We start from the raw sequence: 15,687 nt of genomic DNA, 5'->3' as shown, positions 1-15,687 counted from the left end.
CTGGCGCGTCAGGCGTTCTCGAGCTGCGCGTCGCTCACGATGCTCCCCGACTGCTCGGGCACGATCCAGTCGGCGAGATCGAACCCCATAGAGCGGGCGGTCTCGAGGTAGCTGTCGATGACCGTAGCCTCCGCCTGCGGAGTGCGGGAGAGCAGCCACAGGTTCTTGCGGTCGGGCGTGCCCACGAGTGAGTACGCGTAGTCGTCGTCGATGCGCAGCACCCAGTAGTCGCCCTCGGTGAACGGGATCCAGCGCAGGAACTCGGGCAGGAACGTGACGGTCAGCTCGCTCGTCTTCTCCCCCGTCTGCTTCGCACGCCCGACGCTCTGCGTGGGTTCGCCCTTGTCGTCGATGCAGCGGTTGTCGATTCGGATGGTGCCGTCATCGTTCGCCGAGTACTGCGCGGTGATGTCGCGCGCACCCTTCGGCTCCCACTTGAGCGGCAGCCGTCCGATCTCGAACCACTGCCCGAGATAACGGTCGACATCCAGGTGGTCGATGGCTCGGACCTCGGTCGCGTTCGTCATACGGTCTCCCTTCGTCGGTGGCGACGAGCCTGCCAGCGCGCCCTGAGCGTGCGTTCAGGTTGGGAGGCAGACGAGACCAGGCAGCACGAGAGAGGGCCCCCACCACATCCGGCAGGGGCCCTCTCACAGTTCCGAGCGTGTCAGCCCTTCGTGGCGATGCTCACGATCTTCGGGGCGCGCACGACCACGTTGACGATCTCGCGGTCGGCGAGGAAGCGCTGCACGTTCGCGGATGCGCGCGCGAGTGCCTCGAGCTCCTCAGGCGCGATCGACGGCGAGACCTCGAACTTGTCGCGCACCTTGCCATCGACCTGCACCACGGCCACGACGGAGTCCTCGACGAGCAGCGCCGGGTCGGCCTCCGGGAGCACCTGGTGCGCGACCGAGGGAGCGTGGCCGAGCTTCGCCCACATGTCCTCGGCCGTGTAGGGCGCGAACAGCGACAGCAGCACGGCGGTGACCTCGACGGCCTCGCGCACGGCCGGGTCAGCTGCTCCCGCACCCGAGTCGATCGTCTTGCGGATGCTGTTCACCAGATCCATGAGACGCGCCACCACGACGTTGAACTTGAAGCCCTCGATGAGCCCCGGAGCGTCGGCGAGCAGGCGATGGGTGACACGGCGGAGCTTGGCGTCACCTGCGGCGGCGTCGGCCCCGGGCTCCGAGGTCACGTCGTTCGCGGCACGCCAGGCGCGCGCGAGGAACTTCGCCGAACCGGCCGGCGAGACATCCGCCCAGTCGATGTCGTCCTCGGGCGGGCCCGCGAACGCCATCGTGAGGCGCACAGCGTCGACGCCGTACTCGTCGAGCTGGTCGGAGAGGCGCACGATGTTGCCGCGGCTCTTCGACATCGCCGAGCCCTCCATGAGCACCATGCCCTGGTTGAGCAGCGCCGTGAACGGCTCCTCGAAGTCGATGTAGCCGAGGTCGTGCAGCACCTTCGTGATGAAGCGCGCGTACAGCAGGTGCAGGATCGCGTGCGTGACGCCTCCCACGTACTGGTCGACGGGGGCCCACTTCTTGGCCTCCTCGACGTCGAACGCCTGTGTGTCGTCGTTCGGCGACAGGAAGCGCAGGAAGTACCACGACGAGTCGACGAAGGTGTCCATCGTGTCGGGGTCACGGCGCGCGACGGTGCCGTCGGGCAGCGTCACGTTCACCCAGTCCTCGGCACCGCCGAGCGGCGAGGTGCCCTTCGGCTGCAGGTCGAGACCCTCCGACGGCGGCAGCGCCACGGGCAGAGCCGACTCCTCGACAGGGATCTCACGGCCGTCCTCCGTGTGAAGGATCGGGATGGGGGTTCCCCAGTAGCGCTGGCGCGAGATGAGCCAGTCACGCAGACGGAAGTTCTTCGCCGCGCGACCGGTTCCGAGCTTCTCGAGGTGGGCGATCGCGGCGGGAACGGCCTCAGCCTTGCGCAGACCGTCGAGCGGCCCCGAGCCGACCATCACGCCGTCGCCCACGAGCGCGACGCCCGTGACCGCGGGGTCGATCTCCTCGAGGGTCTCCTCAGCGTCGGCCGCGCGCGTGTCGACCACGAGGCGCACCGGGAGGTCGAAGGTGCGCGCGAAGTCGAGGTCGCGCTGATCGTGGGCCGGCACCGCCATGATCGCGCCGTGACCGTAGTCGGCGAGCACGTAGTCGGCGCTCCACACCGGAATGCGCTCCCCATTGATGGGGTTGATCGCGAAGCGGCCGAGCGGCACACCCGTCTTCTCGCGGGTGGCGTCCTGGCGCTCGATCTCGTTCGACTTCTGCACCTCGGCGAGGTAGGCGGCGAACGCCGTCTTCACCTCGTCGGAGGCGTCGGCGACGAGCTTCGCGGCGAGCTCCGAATCCGGTGCGACGACCATGAAGGTGGCGCCGAACAGGGTGTCGGGACGCGTGGTGAACACCGTCACCTTCTCGTCGAGGCCCTCGATCTCGAAGTCGACGTCCGCACCCACCGAACGGCCGATCCAGTTGCGCTGCATCGCGATGACCTTCGACGGCCAGGTGCCTTCGAGCTGGTCGAGGTCATCGAGCAGACGGTCCGCGTAGTCGGTGATCTTGAAGTACCACTGGGTGAGCTTCTTCTTGGTGACGACGTTGTCGCAGCGCTCGCACCGGCCGTCGACGACCTGCTCGTTCGCGAGCACCGTCTGGTCGAAGGGGCACCAGTTGACCCAGCTGGCCTTGCGGTACGCGAGGCCCTTCTCGTAGAGCTTGAGGAACAGCCACTGGTTCCACTTGTAGTACTCGGGGTCGGACGTGTGGATCACGCGATCCCAGTCGAAGCTCGTCGCGTAGCGGCGCATCGACGCGCGCTGCTGGGCGATGTTCTCGTAGGTCCACTCGCGCGGGTCGATGCCGCGCTTGATCGCGGCGCCCTCGGCGGGGAGGCCGAAGGAGTCCCATCCGATGGGGTGCAGCACGTTGTGGCCGCGGATGCGCCAGTAGCGCGCGATGACGTCGCCGAGGGCGTATGCCTCCGCGTGCCCCATGTGCAGGTCGCCCGACGGGTACGGGAACATGTCGAGCACGTATTTGCGTGGGCGCTCGTCGGTGGGGTCATCGGTCGAGAACGGCTTCATCTCGTCCCACACGGGGAGCCAGTGCTCCTGGATGCGGCGGAAGTCGTACTCGTCGGCGCCGGGCGTCTCGCCCTGCTCGTGCTGGGTCACGGGTGGCTCTCCCTTTCGGATGGCAACCTCTCCAGGTTACTCGCGCTGCGGCTGGACGGAGGCCGCGAGGTCATCGAGCAGAGCGGCCGCTTTGAGGCGTGCCTCGGCGAGCTCCTCCTCGGGCACCGACAGCGCCGTGATGCCGCCACCCGCGCCCACCGTCGCGCCGTCCGGATCGATCACGATCGTGCGGATCGTCATCGCGAGGTCCGCGGAGCCGTCGGCGGCGAGGTAGCCGAACGCACCTGCGTACGGACCGCGCGGCCGCTGCTCGAGCTCATCGAGGATCCGGACCGCGCGGAGCTTGGGGGCGCCCGTCATCGATCCGGCGGGGAAGCACGCTGCGACGGCGTCGATCGCGGTCGCAGCGGGTCGCAGCCGCCCCTGGATGGTCGAGACGAGCTGATGCACCCGCGGGTACGGCTCGACGACGTGGAGGCGCGTGACGGCCACGGAGCCCGTCTCGCAGACGCGCGACAGGTCGTTGCGCATGAGGTCGACGATCATGAGGTTCTCGGCGCGCTCCTTCTCGCTCGCGAGAAGCTCATCCGCGAGGCGCGCATCCTCGTCGGGGTCGGGATGCCGCGGGCGGGTGCCCTTGATGGGGCTCGTCTGCACGAGGCCGTCGGCGTCGACCTCGAGGAAGCGCTCGGGTGAGGCGGAGACGAGGGATGACTCGCCGATGCGGATGAGTCCGCCGTGGTGCGTCGCCCCGGTCGCGCGCACGGCGTCGAACACCGCGCGTGCGTCGAACGAGCCTGCGACGCGCACCTCGCTCGTGAGGCACAGCTGATACGCCTCGCCCTCGTGGATCGCGGCCTGGCACGCCCGGACACTCTCGAGGTAGCGCTCGGGGTCGTCACGCCACACCGGCTCGGCCGTGATGCGGCCCGCGCGATGCGCCGGGCGGGGGCGCTCCATCGCGGCCACGGCGAGGGACGCCGTCTGGTCGCGCCACGCGGCCAGCTCCCCCGTCCACGCGTCGCCGAGGGCGAGCAGCGCGGCCGTGCCGTCGGGGTGCACCTCGATGAGTCGATCCACACGCAGGAACGCGGCATCCGGAAGCGGACCGCGCTCGCGCACCATCTCGCCCGTCGTCTCCTCGCGCAGCTCGTAGCCGAACCATCCGACCACTCCGAGCGGCACGCGCCCGAGCGCCGACGGCACGCTCATGGCGGCGAGTTCGGCACGCAGTCGCGGCAGCACCTCCCCCTGCGGCAGAGCGATCCGCTCGCCGGTGCCGAGAAAGGCACGGCCTGCCTGTCCCGAATCGAGCCAGAACGCATCCCCCTCGGGATGCATGGCGTCGAAGAGTCTCGCAGCCTCGAATACGCCGGAGAGCTGATGTCGCACGAGCCCAGGACGCATAGCCTGATCTTATGAGCGCGCTGCACCCTTCCCCCGCGGCGTCGTCGCTGTGGACCGACTCCGAGCTCGTTCCGCGCGACGACTGCGACGTGCACCCTGCACGCACCCTCGTCGCGGATTCGTGGCTCGTCGCGGATGGTTCGGTGCGCGGGCTCGATCTGCATCGGGAGCGATTCCTGCGCGGCATCCCCGCGGACGCCGCATCCGCGCTCGACGCCCGCGGGTTCTGGGATGCGTCGATCGCCGCCCTGCCGCGGGAAGGCGATTGGTTCCCACGCGTGGAACTGCGCGAACAGCGCGGCGCCCCGCAGCTGCTGCTGCGCATCCGGGAGGCTCCGGCACGCAGCCGCTCGCTCGTGCTCGCGACGCATGACGGCCGGGACCCCCGCACCCAGCCCGCGACCAAGGGCCCCGATCTCTCCGCAATGCTGCGTCTGCGCACCGAGGTGCAGGCGCAGGGCGCCGACGACGCCGTCATCCTGAGCCCGGAGGGTCACATCGTCGACGGGTCGACGACGGCACTCTGCTGGTGGCGCGGAAGCTCGCTGTGCTTCCCGGAGGAGGGTCTCGAACGGGTCGACAGCGTGACCTTGCGCAGCATCCTCGCGCTCGCGACCGCGCTCGGCATCGCGACCTCCGCCGAGCGAGCGACCCCCGACGAGCTCGACGGGCTCGAAGTCTGGGCCGTCAACGCCCTCCACGGGGTCCGCATCGTCACCGCGTGGCGGGGCGGCCCCGCACAGCTCGCCGAAGAGCCGGGTCGGCTCGCGACGTGGGAGCTGCGGCTGAACGCCCTGCGTCGCCCGATGCCCCACACCGACATCAGAACCCCGTCTGCACCGGAGCGCTCGACGTGAACGACATCCTCACCGCCATCCTCGATGCCGTCCAATCGGTCGACCCTGTGCTGCGCACGATCATCGCCGGCATCGGCATCTTCCTCGAGACGTCGGTGCTCGTCGGCCTCGTCGTGCCGGGCGACTCGATCGTGATCGTCGCCGCGACCGCCGTCGCGAACCCCGCCGAGTTCATCGCTCTCACGATCGCCGTCATCATCGGCGCCCTCGGAGGCGAGAGCGTGGGATTCGCGCTCGGGCGCTTCTTCGGACCGCGCATCCGCCACTCGCGCCTCGGACGTCGCATCGGCGAGCACAACTGGGTGCGCGCCGAGAACTACGTCGACCGCCGCGGCGGCATCGCCGTGTTCATCTCGCGCTTCCTGCCCGTGCTGCACTCGCTCGTGCCGCTCACCGTGGGGATGAGCAACATGCGCTACCGGCGCTTCATGGCGTGGACGGTGCCCGCATGTGTGCTGTGGGCGGTCGCCTACGTGTCGGTCGGATCCGCTGCCGCCGGCTCCTACCGGCAGCTCTCCGAGCAGCTGCACTGGGCCGGCTACGTGTTCGTCGGCATCATCGTCGCGTTCCTGATCGCGGTCGTGGTCGGCAAGAAGCTGATCGAGCGCTCGCAGGCACGCCACTGGGAGCGCCCCGGCGACGGCGACGCGACGACGATCGAAGACGCGAAATGAGGGGACCCCGTGCGGCGTGTGCCGTACGGGGTCCTCTCAATCAGTCGCTGTGGCTCGATTACTCGGGCAGCACCGCCGACATGATCGCAGCGGCGGCGGCCTTCGCGGTCGCCAGGCGCGCCTCGTCACCCTGCGGGTCGCGGGCGAACGCACGCGTCACCAGAGCGTCGGCGGCGATGAAAGCCGCCTCGAAGCCGGCACGCATCTCGGCGGTGTCGGCGAGGTCGAAGCGCGCGACGAGAGCCGAGTAGAGGTTGTCGGCCATGACCGAGTTGCGGGGCTCGCCCTCGGCGGGGCGCAGGTCGACGACGTCGCCGAGACGCAGCGACGTGAAGCCGGGCTCGACACGGTGGAACTCGATGAACACATCCAGCGACGCCGCGAGTGCCGACTTCCAGTCGGTGTGCGCCGGGTCATCGATGACCTCGAGGGCCTTCGCCGTGATGCGGTCCTCGTTACGGGCGGCGAGGCTCTGGAGCACGGCGATGCGGTCGGGGAAGTAGCGGTACACCGTGCCGATCGACGCTCCCGCGCCTTCCGCCACCATCGCGGTGGTGAGTCGCTCGTAGCCGATGTCGGCGACGACCGCTGCGGCGGCGTCGAGCAGAGCGGCAAGACGGGCGGTGCTGCGAGCCTGCATGGGCTCGTTGCGGATCAGCTGTGCGGGTGGCGGCGCTGTGAGAGTGTCGGGCACTGATTCTCCTCGGGAATGTGTGAGGAAATCGTACCCCGCGAACACTTGACACACGCTGAGGAAACCGCGTATCCGGCATGCAAGACTGGGAGGATGCATTCCGCCGTGTCCCCCGAGGGACAGACCCCTCCGACGCGGCGCGCACACTACGCGGCTCGGCTCGAGGATCGCTTCCACCGTTTCCGTGAGCGACGCGCGAGGCGCCGCGGGCTCGTGCCCACGATCATCCCGTTCGTGGGATACGGCGGCGACGGCTGGACGCGCGTGCTCGCCCGCGTCATCCTCCAGAAGCCCGATCGCCGCGCTCCCGAACGCTCGCGCGGCATCCGCGGCTGGCGCAGCTTCACGAGCGTCCACGTCGCGCACGCGACGATCCAGGTGGAGGCCGGGGGCGCCATGCATGCGGTCACGGCGGACCGAGGTGGGCTCGTGGATGTGCGGCTTGAGGTCGATCTCGTACCCGGGTGGCAGAGTCTCCTGCTCTCGATCGAGGGCGCGGACGCGGTGGAGATGCCCGTGTTCATCGTGGATGCAGCCGTGACGTTCGGAATCGTGTCGGATATCGACGACACCGTGCTCGTGACGGCCCTCCCCCGGCCGTTCGTGGCCGCCTGGAACACGTTCGTGCTCAACGAGCATGCGCGGCGTCCGGTGCCCGGGATGTCGGTGCTCTACGACCGCCTCGTGTCGTCGCACCCCGGCTCGCCCATCGTCTACGTGTCGACGGGGGCCTGGAACACCCTGCTCACGCTCAACCGCTTCCTCACTCGCCACCTGTACCCGCGGGGTCCCCTGCTGCTCACCGACTGGGGCCCCACGATCGACGGCTGGTTCCGGTCGGGCGCCGAGCACAAGAAGTCCAATCTGCGTCGCCTGGTCGCCGAGTTCCCGCACGTGAAGTGGCTCCTCGTGGGCGACGATGGCCAGCACGACGAACAGCGCTATGCGGAGCTCGTGAAGGATCATCCCGAGAGCGTCGCGGCGGTGGCGATCCGTCAGCTCACGAAGAGCGAAGCGGTGTTCGCGGGTGGACGGTCAGGGCACGACGAAGACGAGGGCGCCGTTCCCTGGGTGTGGGGTTCGGATGGCGCCGAGCTCGCGGAGAAGCTCACCGCGATCGGGGTGCTGGAGGCCCCTCGCGCCTGAGCGATTGACCCCCGAATGGGGGAGCCCTAGCATGGGCCCACCGCGTGGCGGGGTGCTCGCCGCACTCGCGCTCGTCACCATCTCGGCGGGCGCCGTCGGCGGGAGCGCGATCCCGCCTCCCCCGACCCGGGTCGAGGCGATCGAGCCCGCTCCTGTCGAGCCGGGCTCCCCCGCTCAGCCGATCGGCGATCCCGAGTCGTTCACAGCCCAGCTGCCGACGCTCGCGCTCGACGACGCGGACGAGGTGTCGGATCCGCGGCCCGAAGCTCCAGCAGCAGACCTGCACCCGGGTCCAGAAGCGGCAGAGGAAGACCTTCCCGCGTCAGAAGCGACCCGCTGACGACGAACGGCTCCCCCGCGCGTGCGGCGAGGAACCACGCCGGGTCGGTGATCTGGTGGCGCGATGCCTCGCCCAGATCGTCCCGCACGCGCACCTCGTATCGGCGTGTCGGGTCGAGGCCGGGGATCGCGGTGCGCGGCGTGAAGGCGCGCGTCGAGGTCGCGGTGCGGATCCAGGCGAACACCGCATGCGAGGCGTCCTCCGACACGACACCGTGCAGGAGCTCCCCCGTGTCGGTCGAGTCGGCGCGCACCGTGATGCCGGTGTGCAGCAGGGGGCGCAGCTCGCGGTAGAGCGCCGTCCACCGGGTGAGGGCCTCGAGCTCCTCCTCGGTGCATTCGGTGACATCCCATTCGATGCCCGCGTGCCCGAAGAGCGCCGTGAGCATCCGGAACGACAGGCTCGCCTCGCGGTGGGTCGTGTGGGCGCGCGGCGGCCCGACGTGCGAGCCCGTGACCTCGGGAGGCAGGAGGGTGCCTGTCCAGCGCTGGATGAGCTGGCGCTCGATGGGGTCGTTGCTGTCGGAGGCCCACACGCGCTGCGCGTGCGACAGGGCGCCGAGGTCGGCGCGCGCGCCGCCCGAGGCGCATGCCTCGATCTCGAGCCCCGGATGCCGCTCACGCAGCTCGTCCATGAGCGCGTACACGGCGCGCGTCTGGCTGCCGACGCTCGCACGGCCGAGGTAGGACGAGACGGGAGCGTGGAGCTCCCGGTTGTGATCCCACTTGATGAAGTCGACCTTCGCCTCCGCGATGACGGTGCTCATCTTCTCGAGCAGGTGCGCGTACACGGCGGGGTTGCCGAGGTCGAGCACGAGCTGGTGGCGCCACTCCTCGCGGGATCCGAGGATCCAGTCCGGGTGGATGCGCGCGAGATCCGAATCGAGGTTGACCATCTCGGGTTCGAACCACAGGCCGAACTCCATGCCGAGTTCGTGCACGCGATCCGACAGCGGGCGCAGCCCGTCGGGCCACGACTCCTCGTCGACGATCCAGTCGCCGAGGCCCGCACGGTCGCTGTGGCGCGCCGGGAACCAGCCGTCGTCGAGCACGAAGCGCTCCACGCCCACGCGTGCGGCGACCTCGGCGAGTTCGGTGAGCTTGGCCGAATCGTGGTCGAAGTACACGGCTTCCCATGTGTTGAGCACGAGCGGACGCGGGGTGCTGGGGTGCGCCGCGAGGTTGCGTGCGTATGCGTGAAGCCGGGCGCTCGCGCCGTCGATGCCGTCCTCGCTCCACGTCGCGACGAGCTCGGGCGACTCGTAGCGGTCGTTCGCCCGCAGACGCACTTCGCCGGGAGCGAGCAGCTCGCCGACGACGAGCACCGACCGGTGCACACCAGCGCCCTCGGGGAGACGCTCCACATGCACCTCGTGGTTGCCGCTCCACGCGAGGTGTGCGGCCCAGAGCTCCCCGGAGCGGAATCCGAACCCCGGCGTGCCGACCATGGTGAGGAACGGAGCATCGTGCCCGGGGCGTCCACGGCGCACGGCGCGCGAGTGCGAGCCGTCGACGACGTCCTGCCGCTGCGGGGCACGTTCACCCGTCCAGCGACCCGTGTGGTCGACGATCTCGGCGGCGCGCTCGGGAAGCGGCAGCACGATGCGCGCGGCGACGAGGTCGAGGGGCAGGGCGCGGGCGCTCGCGGTGCTCGTCACGGCGAGCGATGCGGTGAGCACGCCGAAGCGATCCAGCTGGATGCGGAGGTCGATCGCGACACGCGCGATGCCGTCGGCGAATCGCACGACGACACCCCCGCCGCCGGGAACCTCGAACTCGTCGATGCCCACGACGTCGGGCTGGGGTGCGCTGCTCGTGCCGGCCCGGTGCCACGCGAGCGCGGGCGCGCCCGACCATCCGTCGGATTCGACGGGCAGCACGCTCAGAATGCGCGGGGCATCGAACGAGCTGAACGTCACGGCGGGCAGCGACGACGCCGCAAGCGCTTCGAGATCGTCGACCTCCGCCGAGCCCCAGTGCAGCACGCGCACTCCGCGCGCATCAGAGAGGAGCGCGAACCGCACCCCGCCGCCGACGAGGTCGACGATTCGTGATGCGACGTGCTGTGCGGTCATCGGGGAAGGTCCTCTCGGATCGTGGGGGGGGTGGAGACGCGACGCGCCCCGTGGACGTCGAGTGACGTCCACGGGGCGAGTCTTGCTGATCGACCTGACTACTCGTTGACCGGGATCGACTGAGCCTTGAACGCCGCGATGGTCTTCGCGGTGCCCTTCTCCAGCGCGTCGAGCAGGGTGCCCGAGCCGGTCGCTGCCTTGCCGAAGCCGTCCGAGACGTCCGCGTAGGTCTGGGTCATGGTCGGACCCCACACGAAGTCGGGGCTGACCTGCTCAGCGGCGGTGGCGAACACGTCGTAGATGGGCTGGCCGCCGTAGAACTCGACGCCCTCCTTGAGTGCGGGGAGCTGCATGCCCTCGAGCGTCGCCGGGTACAGGTTGGCGAGCGAGTTGAGCGCGGTCAGCGCCTCCTCGGAGGTGTTGAGCCAGAGCGCGAACTTGGTCGCCTCGTAGAGGTGATCCGTGCCCGTGAAGACGGCGGTCGAGGAGCCGCCCCAGTTGCCGGCCTCCTCAGCGCCCTCGGTCCACTGCGGCGCCGGGGCGACAGCCCAGTTGCCAGCGGTGTCGGGAGCGCCGCTCGAGATGGAGTTGGCACCCCACACGGCCGAGGTCCAGGACCAGACCGTGCTCGAGTTGTAGGCGTTGTTCCACTCGTCGGTCCACGCCGGGTAGGTGGCGACGAGGTCCTCGTCGATCATGCTCTGCCAGTACTCGGCGACCTTGACCGACGCGTCGTCGGCCAGGTCGACGGTCCAGGCGTCGCCCTCGCTCGAGAACCACGAGCCGCCGGCCTGCCACACGAAGCCCGCGAACTGGTTGATGTCAGCGGTCGAGAAGTTGGTGATGTAGCCGCCGGCTGCACGCACCGCCTTCGCGGCCTCCTTGTACTCGTCCCAGGTCGTCGGAATGGCGATGCCGTTCGCTTCGAACAGGTCGGCGCGGTAGAACAGCGCCATGGGGCCCGAATCCTGCGGGACGCCGTAGACAGCTTCTCCGCCGCCGAGGGTCACCTGACCCCACGTCCACGGAACGAACTCGGACTCGGCCTTGACGACGTCCTCGCACACGCTGATGTCGGTGAGGCCGTCCTGCACGACGAAGTTCGGGAGCGCGTCGTACTCGATCTGGCCGAGGTCGGGCGCGTCGCCGGCGGCGAGCTGGTTGAAGAAGTTCTTGTAGGTTCCGCCGTTGCCGTTGGGCCCCGTCTGAACCTTCACCTGAATGTCGGGGTTCGCGTCATTCCAGATGCCGACGACCTCCTCGATGCCCGGGATCCACGAGGTGAACTCGAGCGTGACGGCCTCGCCGGCGGGCGAGCAGTCGACGGCTGCTTCGCCGTTGGAACCCGTGTCACTGGCACATCCGGTGAGAACGAGCGTGGAGACAAGAGCGACCGCGCCGACCGCTACCTTGCGTTGCTGCATTCCGGTCTTTCCTTTCTTGGTGGGGATGCCGCACAGCGTCGCTGTACGACAGGGTGTCTCACTTGATGGCGCCTGCACCGACGCCGTTGCGCCAGAAGCGCTGAAGTGAGAGGAACATGACGATCAGGGGGATGATCGAGATGAGTGCGCCGATCAGCACGTAGCTGCGGAGCTCGGGAATCTGGTTGAGCTGCGTGTTCCAGGCGTAGAGGCCGAACGTGACGGGGAACAGCTCCTCGCTGCGCAGCATGATGAGCGGCAGGAAGAAGTTGTTCCAGATGGTCACGAACTGGAACAGGAACACGGTCACGAGGCCCGGAAGCATGAGTCGCCATCCGATCGTGAAGAACGTGCGCAGCTCCCCCGAGCCGTCGAGACGGCTCGCCTCGAGCACCTCATCCGGAACAGCCTGCGCGGCGAAGATGCGCGACAGGTAGACGCCGAAGGGGCTCGCGATGGAGGGCAGGAACACGGCCCAGAAGGTGTTCGTGAGCTCCACCTGGCTGAACATGAGGAACAGCGGCAGGGCGAGAGCTGTGCTCGGCACGAGCACGCCGCCCAGGATCACGTTGAACACCGTGTCGCGGCCGCGGAACTGGTACTTGGAGAGCGCGTAGCCCGCCATGCCCGCGAACACGGTCGCGACGAGCGCTCCGAGGCCCGCGTAGAGGGCCGAGTTGAGCAGCCACTGGAAGTACACGCCGCCGCGGTACTCGGTGAGAGCACCCAGGTTCTCGAAGAAGTTGAAGTCGGCGAACCACAGCGGGGCTGTGGTGAGGATGTCGCCCTTGTCCTTCGTGGAGGCGACGAACAGCCACCAGATCGGGACGAGGAAGTAGAGCGTGAAGACGCCCATGATGAGCATCGCCGCGGCGCGCGAGAGAAGCGGCTCCTGCTTGTAGGCGAGGGAGGCGGATTTCGACATCAGATGCTCCTCTTGTTCGCGAAGCGCAGGAAGAAGAACGACAGCACGAAGGTCGCCAGAGCGAGCACGACCGACTGCGCGGCGGCGAGGCTCGTGTTGGGCACGGCTGCGGTCGCGAAGACCGTCATGTTCGGGGTGAAGGTGCTGGTGACAGCCGAGCTGAAGGACTTCATGACCTGGGGCTCGGCCAGCAGCTGCAGCGTTCCGATGATCGAGAACACCGCCGTCATCGTGATCGCGGGGCGCACGAGCGGGATCTTGATCGACCAGGCGATGCGGAACTGGCTCGCGCCGTCGATGCGGGCCGCCTCGTAGATCTCCGTCGGGATCGACAGGAGCGAGGAGTAGATGATGAGCATGTTGTAGCCCACGAACACCCATGTGACGACGTTCGCGATCGACCAGAGGATGAGGTCAGCGCCGAGGAAGTCGACGTTCTTCGTGATCGCCGAGAACGGCGACAGGTTCGGGGAGAACATGAAGCCCCACATGATCGCCGCGATGACGCCGGGAACGGCGTAGGGCACGAAGAACGCGAGGCGGAAGAAGCGGCGTCCGCGAACGAGCGGCGAGTCGAGCAGGAGCGCGAACAGCAGCGCGAGCCCCAGCATGACGGGAACCTGCACGACCCCGAACAGCAGCACACGGCCGATCGCGGCCAGGAACTCGGCGTTCTGGAACACGAGGGCGTACTGGGCGAAGCCGCCGAACACCTGCGTGGCTTTGCCGAACGTTCCCTCACGCTCGACGACGAGCATCGACTGCCAGACGGCGATGATGATCGGCGCGATGTAGAACAGCGCGAACGCGATGCCGAAGGGTGTCAGCAGGGCGATGATCGCCCCGGTGTGCTGATTCTTGCGGCCACGACGCGCCGTCGTGGCGACGGCGGTTCTGGTCATGCGTGCACCTCCTTGATGATGCGGACGGCGCCAGCCGGAACGGTCGTGTGCGTCGTGAGGGTCTCCCCGGTGATGAGCTCGACGCCCGCGGTGGGAACGTCGATGCTCTCGATGCCGTGGTTGATGACGAAGAGGAAGCTGCGGTCGCCGTCAGCGCGACGCACGACCTCCACATCCCTGCCTGCGCCGGGCATGATGGTCGCGCCTGCGGCGCGCGCGATGCGCGCGACGATGGCCGCGTAGTCGCCATCCGACGGCGTCGTCGCGAGGTACCAGGCCTCGCCCTCGCCGTAGGTGTGACGGGTCAGGGCGGGCTCGCCGGCGACGGGGCCGTCGGCGAAGGTGTCGATGACGTCGGCTCCGCGCGGGGTCACGAGCTCCGCCCAGGTCGACGCCGCGGCACCGGAGCCGAGGGTCAGCGTCGTTCCGGGGAGGACGGGCGCGAACTCCTCGACCAGCAGGCCGAGCACCTCGCGGAGCTTACCGGGGTAACCTCCGAGTTCGACGCGATCCTGAGCATCGACGACGCCCGAGAGGTAGGTGACGAGCGCGGTGCCGCCCGCGGCGACGAACTGCTCGATGGCCGCCGCATCCGCGTCGGCGAGGATGTGCAGCATCGGGATGACCGCGAGGCGGTAGCCCTCGAGCGAGGCGCCGGGGGCGAGGATGTCGACCGTCACGCCGGAGGCGCGCAGCGCGATGTACGCCGCGTGCACCTGCTCGAGGTAGTGGACGTCCGTGCTCGGGCGCGGCTCACCGTCTGCCGCCCACCACGACTCCCAGCTGAAGACGAGAGCGACATCCGCCTGGGTGCGGGTGCCGACGACCTCGCCGAGCGCGCCGAGCACGCGCGCCATCTCGCTCACCTCGCGCCAGTGGCGCGAGTCGGTGCCCGCGTGCGGCACGAGGGCGGAGTGGAACTTCTCGCTGCCCTGAACGGACGCACGCCACTGGAAGAAGCAGATCGCATCGGCACCGCGCGCCACGTGGGTGGCGATGCTGCGCAGCAGACCGCCTGTCGGGCGCGCGATGTTGTGCGGCTGCCAGTTGACGGCGCTCGGCGCGGTCTCCATGAGGAACCAGGGCTCGCCCTGCGCGAGGCCGCGAGTCGCATCCGCGGAGAACGACAGCTCGGCGTTCGGGAACGGCAGGCGGTGGTCGAGGTAGTGGTCGTTCGCGATGACATCCATCTCGGGCGCCCACGTCCAGTAGTCCATACCGCGGATGTGGGCGGTGACCATGAAGTTGGTCGTCACAGGCTTGTCGCTGTGCTGACGGATGACGGCGCGCTCGGCACGGTAGTAGTCGAGGAGTTCGTCGGAGCTGAACCGGCGGAAGTCGAGCGCCTGACCGGGGTTGCGGAACGAGAGGTTGCGCATGGGCGTGAGGATCTGCTCGAAGTCGCTGTAGCGCTGGCTCCAGAAGCTCGTGCCCCAGGCGTCGTTGAGCGCCTCGACGGTGCCGTAGCGGGCCTTCAGCCAGTCGCGGAACGCACGGGTGCTGGTCTCGCAGTGGCAGTGCACGTTGTGGCAGCCGAGCTCGTTGGAGACGTGCCAGAGCGCGAGCGCAGGGTGCGATCCGTAGCGCTCGGCGATGCGACCGGCCAGTTCGAGCGCGTGCTCGCGGAAGACCGGCGAGCTCGGGCACCACGCCTGGCGGCCTCCCGGGAACCGTGTGGTGCCGTCGTCTGCGACGGGAAGCAGCTCGGGGTGCTTGGCGGTGAGCCACGGGGCGGGGGACGCGGTTCCCGTGCCGAGGTTGAGGCGGATGCCGTTCTCGTGCAGCAGCTCGATGATGGCGTCGAGGCTCTCGAAGTCCCACACGCCCTCGGCGGGGTTCACGCTCGCCCAGCCGAAGATGTTGATCGCGACGATGCCGATGCCGAGTTCGCTCATGAGGGCGACGTCCTCGCGCCACACGTCGCGGTCCCACTGCTCGGGGTTGTAGTCGCAGCCGAGGAGCACGCCCGTCGTCGTGAAGACCTCGTGGGTCTCGATCTTCGACGTGGACTGCATGGCGTGAATCTCCTCGCTCCGTTGCGGTGGCGCTGCGGGTAGTGCTGTGGGGGGACGTGATGCTGGGGGCACCCTGTG

The 15,687-nt window shown here is 69.0% G+C and carries 12 protein-coding genes; 3 read left to right on the top strand and 9 right to left on the bottom strand.

Annotation, left to right across the window (positions count from 1 at the left end; translation table 11 throughout):
- Window positions 1–8 precede the first annotated feature (8 nt).
- From HCR12_RS05250 to HCR12_RS05240, 3 genes are all read right to left on the bottom strand, one after another.
- Window positions 9–527, bottom strand: a complete 519-nt coding sequence (locus tag HCR12_RS05250; RefSeq protein ID WP_166869277.1) for a lipocalin family protein — start codon at window positions 525–527, stop codon at window positions 9–11.
- A 140-nt stretch (window positions 528–667) separates the two neighbouring features.
- Window positions 668–3,190 carry a leucine--tRNA ligase gene (gene leuS / locus HCR12_RS05245; protein ID WP_191412360.1) on the bottom strand — a complete coding sequence of 841 codons (2,523 nt, stop codon included), beginning with the start codon at window positions 3,188–3,190 and terminating at the stop codon, window positions 668–670.
- A gap of 36 nt (window positions 3,191–3,226) precedes the next feature.
- Window positions 3,227–4,558 (bottom strand): anthranilate synthase component I family protein, encoded by a 1,332-nt coding sequence (locus HCR12_RS05240; RefSeq protein WP_166869278.1) that lies wholly within the window; start codon window positions 4,556–4,558, stop codon window positions 3,227–3,229.
- Between the two features lie 11 nt (window positions 4,559–4,569).
- Between HCR12_RS05240 and HCR12_RS05235 the strand changes: the two genes are divergently transcribed.
- Together HCR12_RS05235 and HCR12_RS05230 are read left to right on the top strand one after the other, a co-directional pair.
- Window positions 4,570–5,415: an aminotransferase class IV gene (locus HCR12_RS05235; RefSeq protein ID WP_166869279.1), complete on the top strand. Its 846-nt coding sequence runs from the start codon at window positions 4,570–4,572 to the stop codon at window positions 5,413–5,415.
- On the top strand, window positions 5,412–6,089 hold the full coding sequence (locus HCR12_RS05230; RefSeq protein ID WP_166869281.1) for a DedA family protein: 678 nt from the start codon (window positions 5,412–5,414) through the stop codon (window positions 6,087–6,089). Before HCR12_RS05235 ends, HCR12_RS05230 begins: the two co-directional genes overlap by 4 nt.
- A 58-nt stretch (window positions 6,090–6,147) precedes the next feature.
- Here the strand turns inward: HCR12_RS05230 and HCR12_RS05225 are convergent, their stop codons facing one another.
- Complete coding sequence (locus HCR12_RS05225) at window positions 6,148–6,783, bottom strand: TetR/AcrR family transcriptional regulator (RefSeq protein ID WP_166869284.1); 636 nt, start codon at window positions 6,781–6,783, stop codon at window positions 6,148–6,150.
- A 93-nt stretch (window positions 6,784–6,876) separates the two neighbouring features.
- Here HCR12_RS05225 and HCR12_RS05220 point away from each other — a divergent pair, with 93 nt between their 5' ends.
- The gene (locus HCR12_RS05220) at window positions 6,877–7,929 is read left to right on the top strand and encodes an App1 family protein (RefSeq protein WP_166869286.1); all 1,053 of its coding nucleotides are present in this window, start codon (window positions 6,877–6,879) and stop codon (window positions 7,927–7,929) included.
- 200 nt (window positions 7,930–8,129) lie between these two features.
- Here the strand turns inward: HCR12_RS05220 and HCR12_RS05215 are convergent, their stop codons facing one another.
- The 5 genes from HCR12_RS05215 to HCR12_RS05195 form a co-directional block, all read right to left on the bottom strand.
- Complete coding sequence (locus tag HCR12_RS05215) at window positions 8,130–10,343, bottom strand: alpha-galactosidase (RefSeq protein WP_166869288.1); 2,214 nt, start codon at window positions 10,341–10,343, stop codon at window positions 8,130–8,132.
- Window positions 10,344–10,441: 98 nt separating this feature from the next.
- Window positions 10,442–11,767: an ABC transporter substrate-binding protein gene (locus HCR12_RS05210; protein ID WP_166869291.1), complete on the bottom strand. Its 1,326-nt coding sequence runs from the start codon at window positions 11,765–11,767 to the stop codon at window positions 10,442–10,444.
- A gap of 58 nt (window positions 11,768–11,825) precedes the next feature.
- Entirely contained in the window at window positions 11,826–12,692 is an 867-nt protein-coding gene (locus tag HCR12_RS05205; RefSeq protein ID WP_208320419.1) for a carbohydrate ABC transporter permease, read from the bottom strand.
- The gene (locus HCR12_RS05200; RefSeq protein ID WP_166869293.1) at window positions 12,692–13,594 is read right to left on the bottom strand and encodes a carbohydrate ABC transporter permease; all 903 of its coding nucleotides are present in this window, start codon (window positions 13,592–13,594) and stop codon (window positions 12,692–12,694) included. Before HCR12_RS05200 ends, HCR12_RS05205 begins: the two co-directional genes overlap by 1 nt.
- Complete coding sequence (locus HCR12_RS05195) at window positions 13,591–15,609, bottom strand: beta-galactosidase (protein ID WP_166869295.1); 2,019 nt, start codon at window positions 15,607–15,609, stop codon at window positions 13,591–13,593. Before HCR12_RS05195 ends, HCR12_RS05200 begins: the two co-directional genes overlap by 4 nt.
- Window positions 15,610–15,687: the final 78 nt, after the last annotated feature.

Origin of the sequence: Salinibacterium sp. ZJ70, from assembly GCF_011751865.2 — a bacterium.
GTDB lineage: Bacteria > Actinomycetota > Actinomycetes > Actinomycetales > Microbacteriaceae > Homoserinibacter.
The sequence above is the reverse complement of the archived record's forward strand: the minus strand, read 5'-3'. Positions and strand labels throughout refer to the sequence as shown.

Excerpts from the sequence above, each read along its gene's own strand:
- HCR12_RS05250 (WP_166869277.1), bottom strand. The coding sequence starts at position 527 with ATGACGAACGCGACCGAGGTCCGAGCCATCGACCACCTGGATGTCGAC.
- HCR12_RS05240 (WP_166869278.1), bottom strand. The coding sequence starts at position 4,558 with ATGCGTCCTGGGCTCGTGCGACATCAGCTCTCCGGCGTATTCGAGGCT.
- HCR12_RS05235 (WP_166869279.1), top strand. The coding sequence starts at position 4,570 with ATGAGCGCGCTGCACCCTTCCCCCGCGGCGTCGTCGCTGTGGACCGAC.
- HCR12_RS05220 (WP_166869286.1), top strand. The coding sequence starts at position 6,877 with ATGCATTCCGCCGTGTCCCCCGAGGGACAGACCCCTCCGACGCGGCGC.
- HCR12_RS05215 (WP_166869288.1), bottom strand. The coding sequence starts at position 10,343 with ATGACCGCACAGCACGTCGCATCACGAATCGTCGACCTCGTCGGCGGC.
- HCR12_RS05210 (WP_166869291.1), bottom strand. The coding sequence starts at position 11,767 with ATGCAGCAACGCAAGGTAGCGGTCGGCGCGGTCGCTCTTGTCTCCACG.
- HCR12_RS05205 (WP_208320419.1), bottom strand. The coding sequence starts at position 12,692 with ATGTCGAAATCCGCCTCCCTCGCCTACAAGCAGGAGCCGCTTCTCTCG.
- HCR12_RS05200 (WP_166869293.1), bottom strand. The coding sequence starts at position 13,594 with ATGACCAGAACCGCCGTCGCCACGACGGCGCGTCGTGGCCGCAAGAAT.
- HCR12_RS05195 (WP_166869295.1), bottom strand. The coding sequence starts at position 15,609 with ATGCAGTCCACGTCGAAGATCGAGACCCACGAGGTCTTCACGACGACG.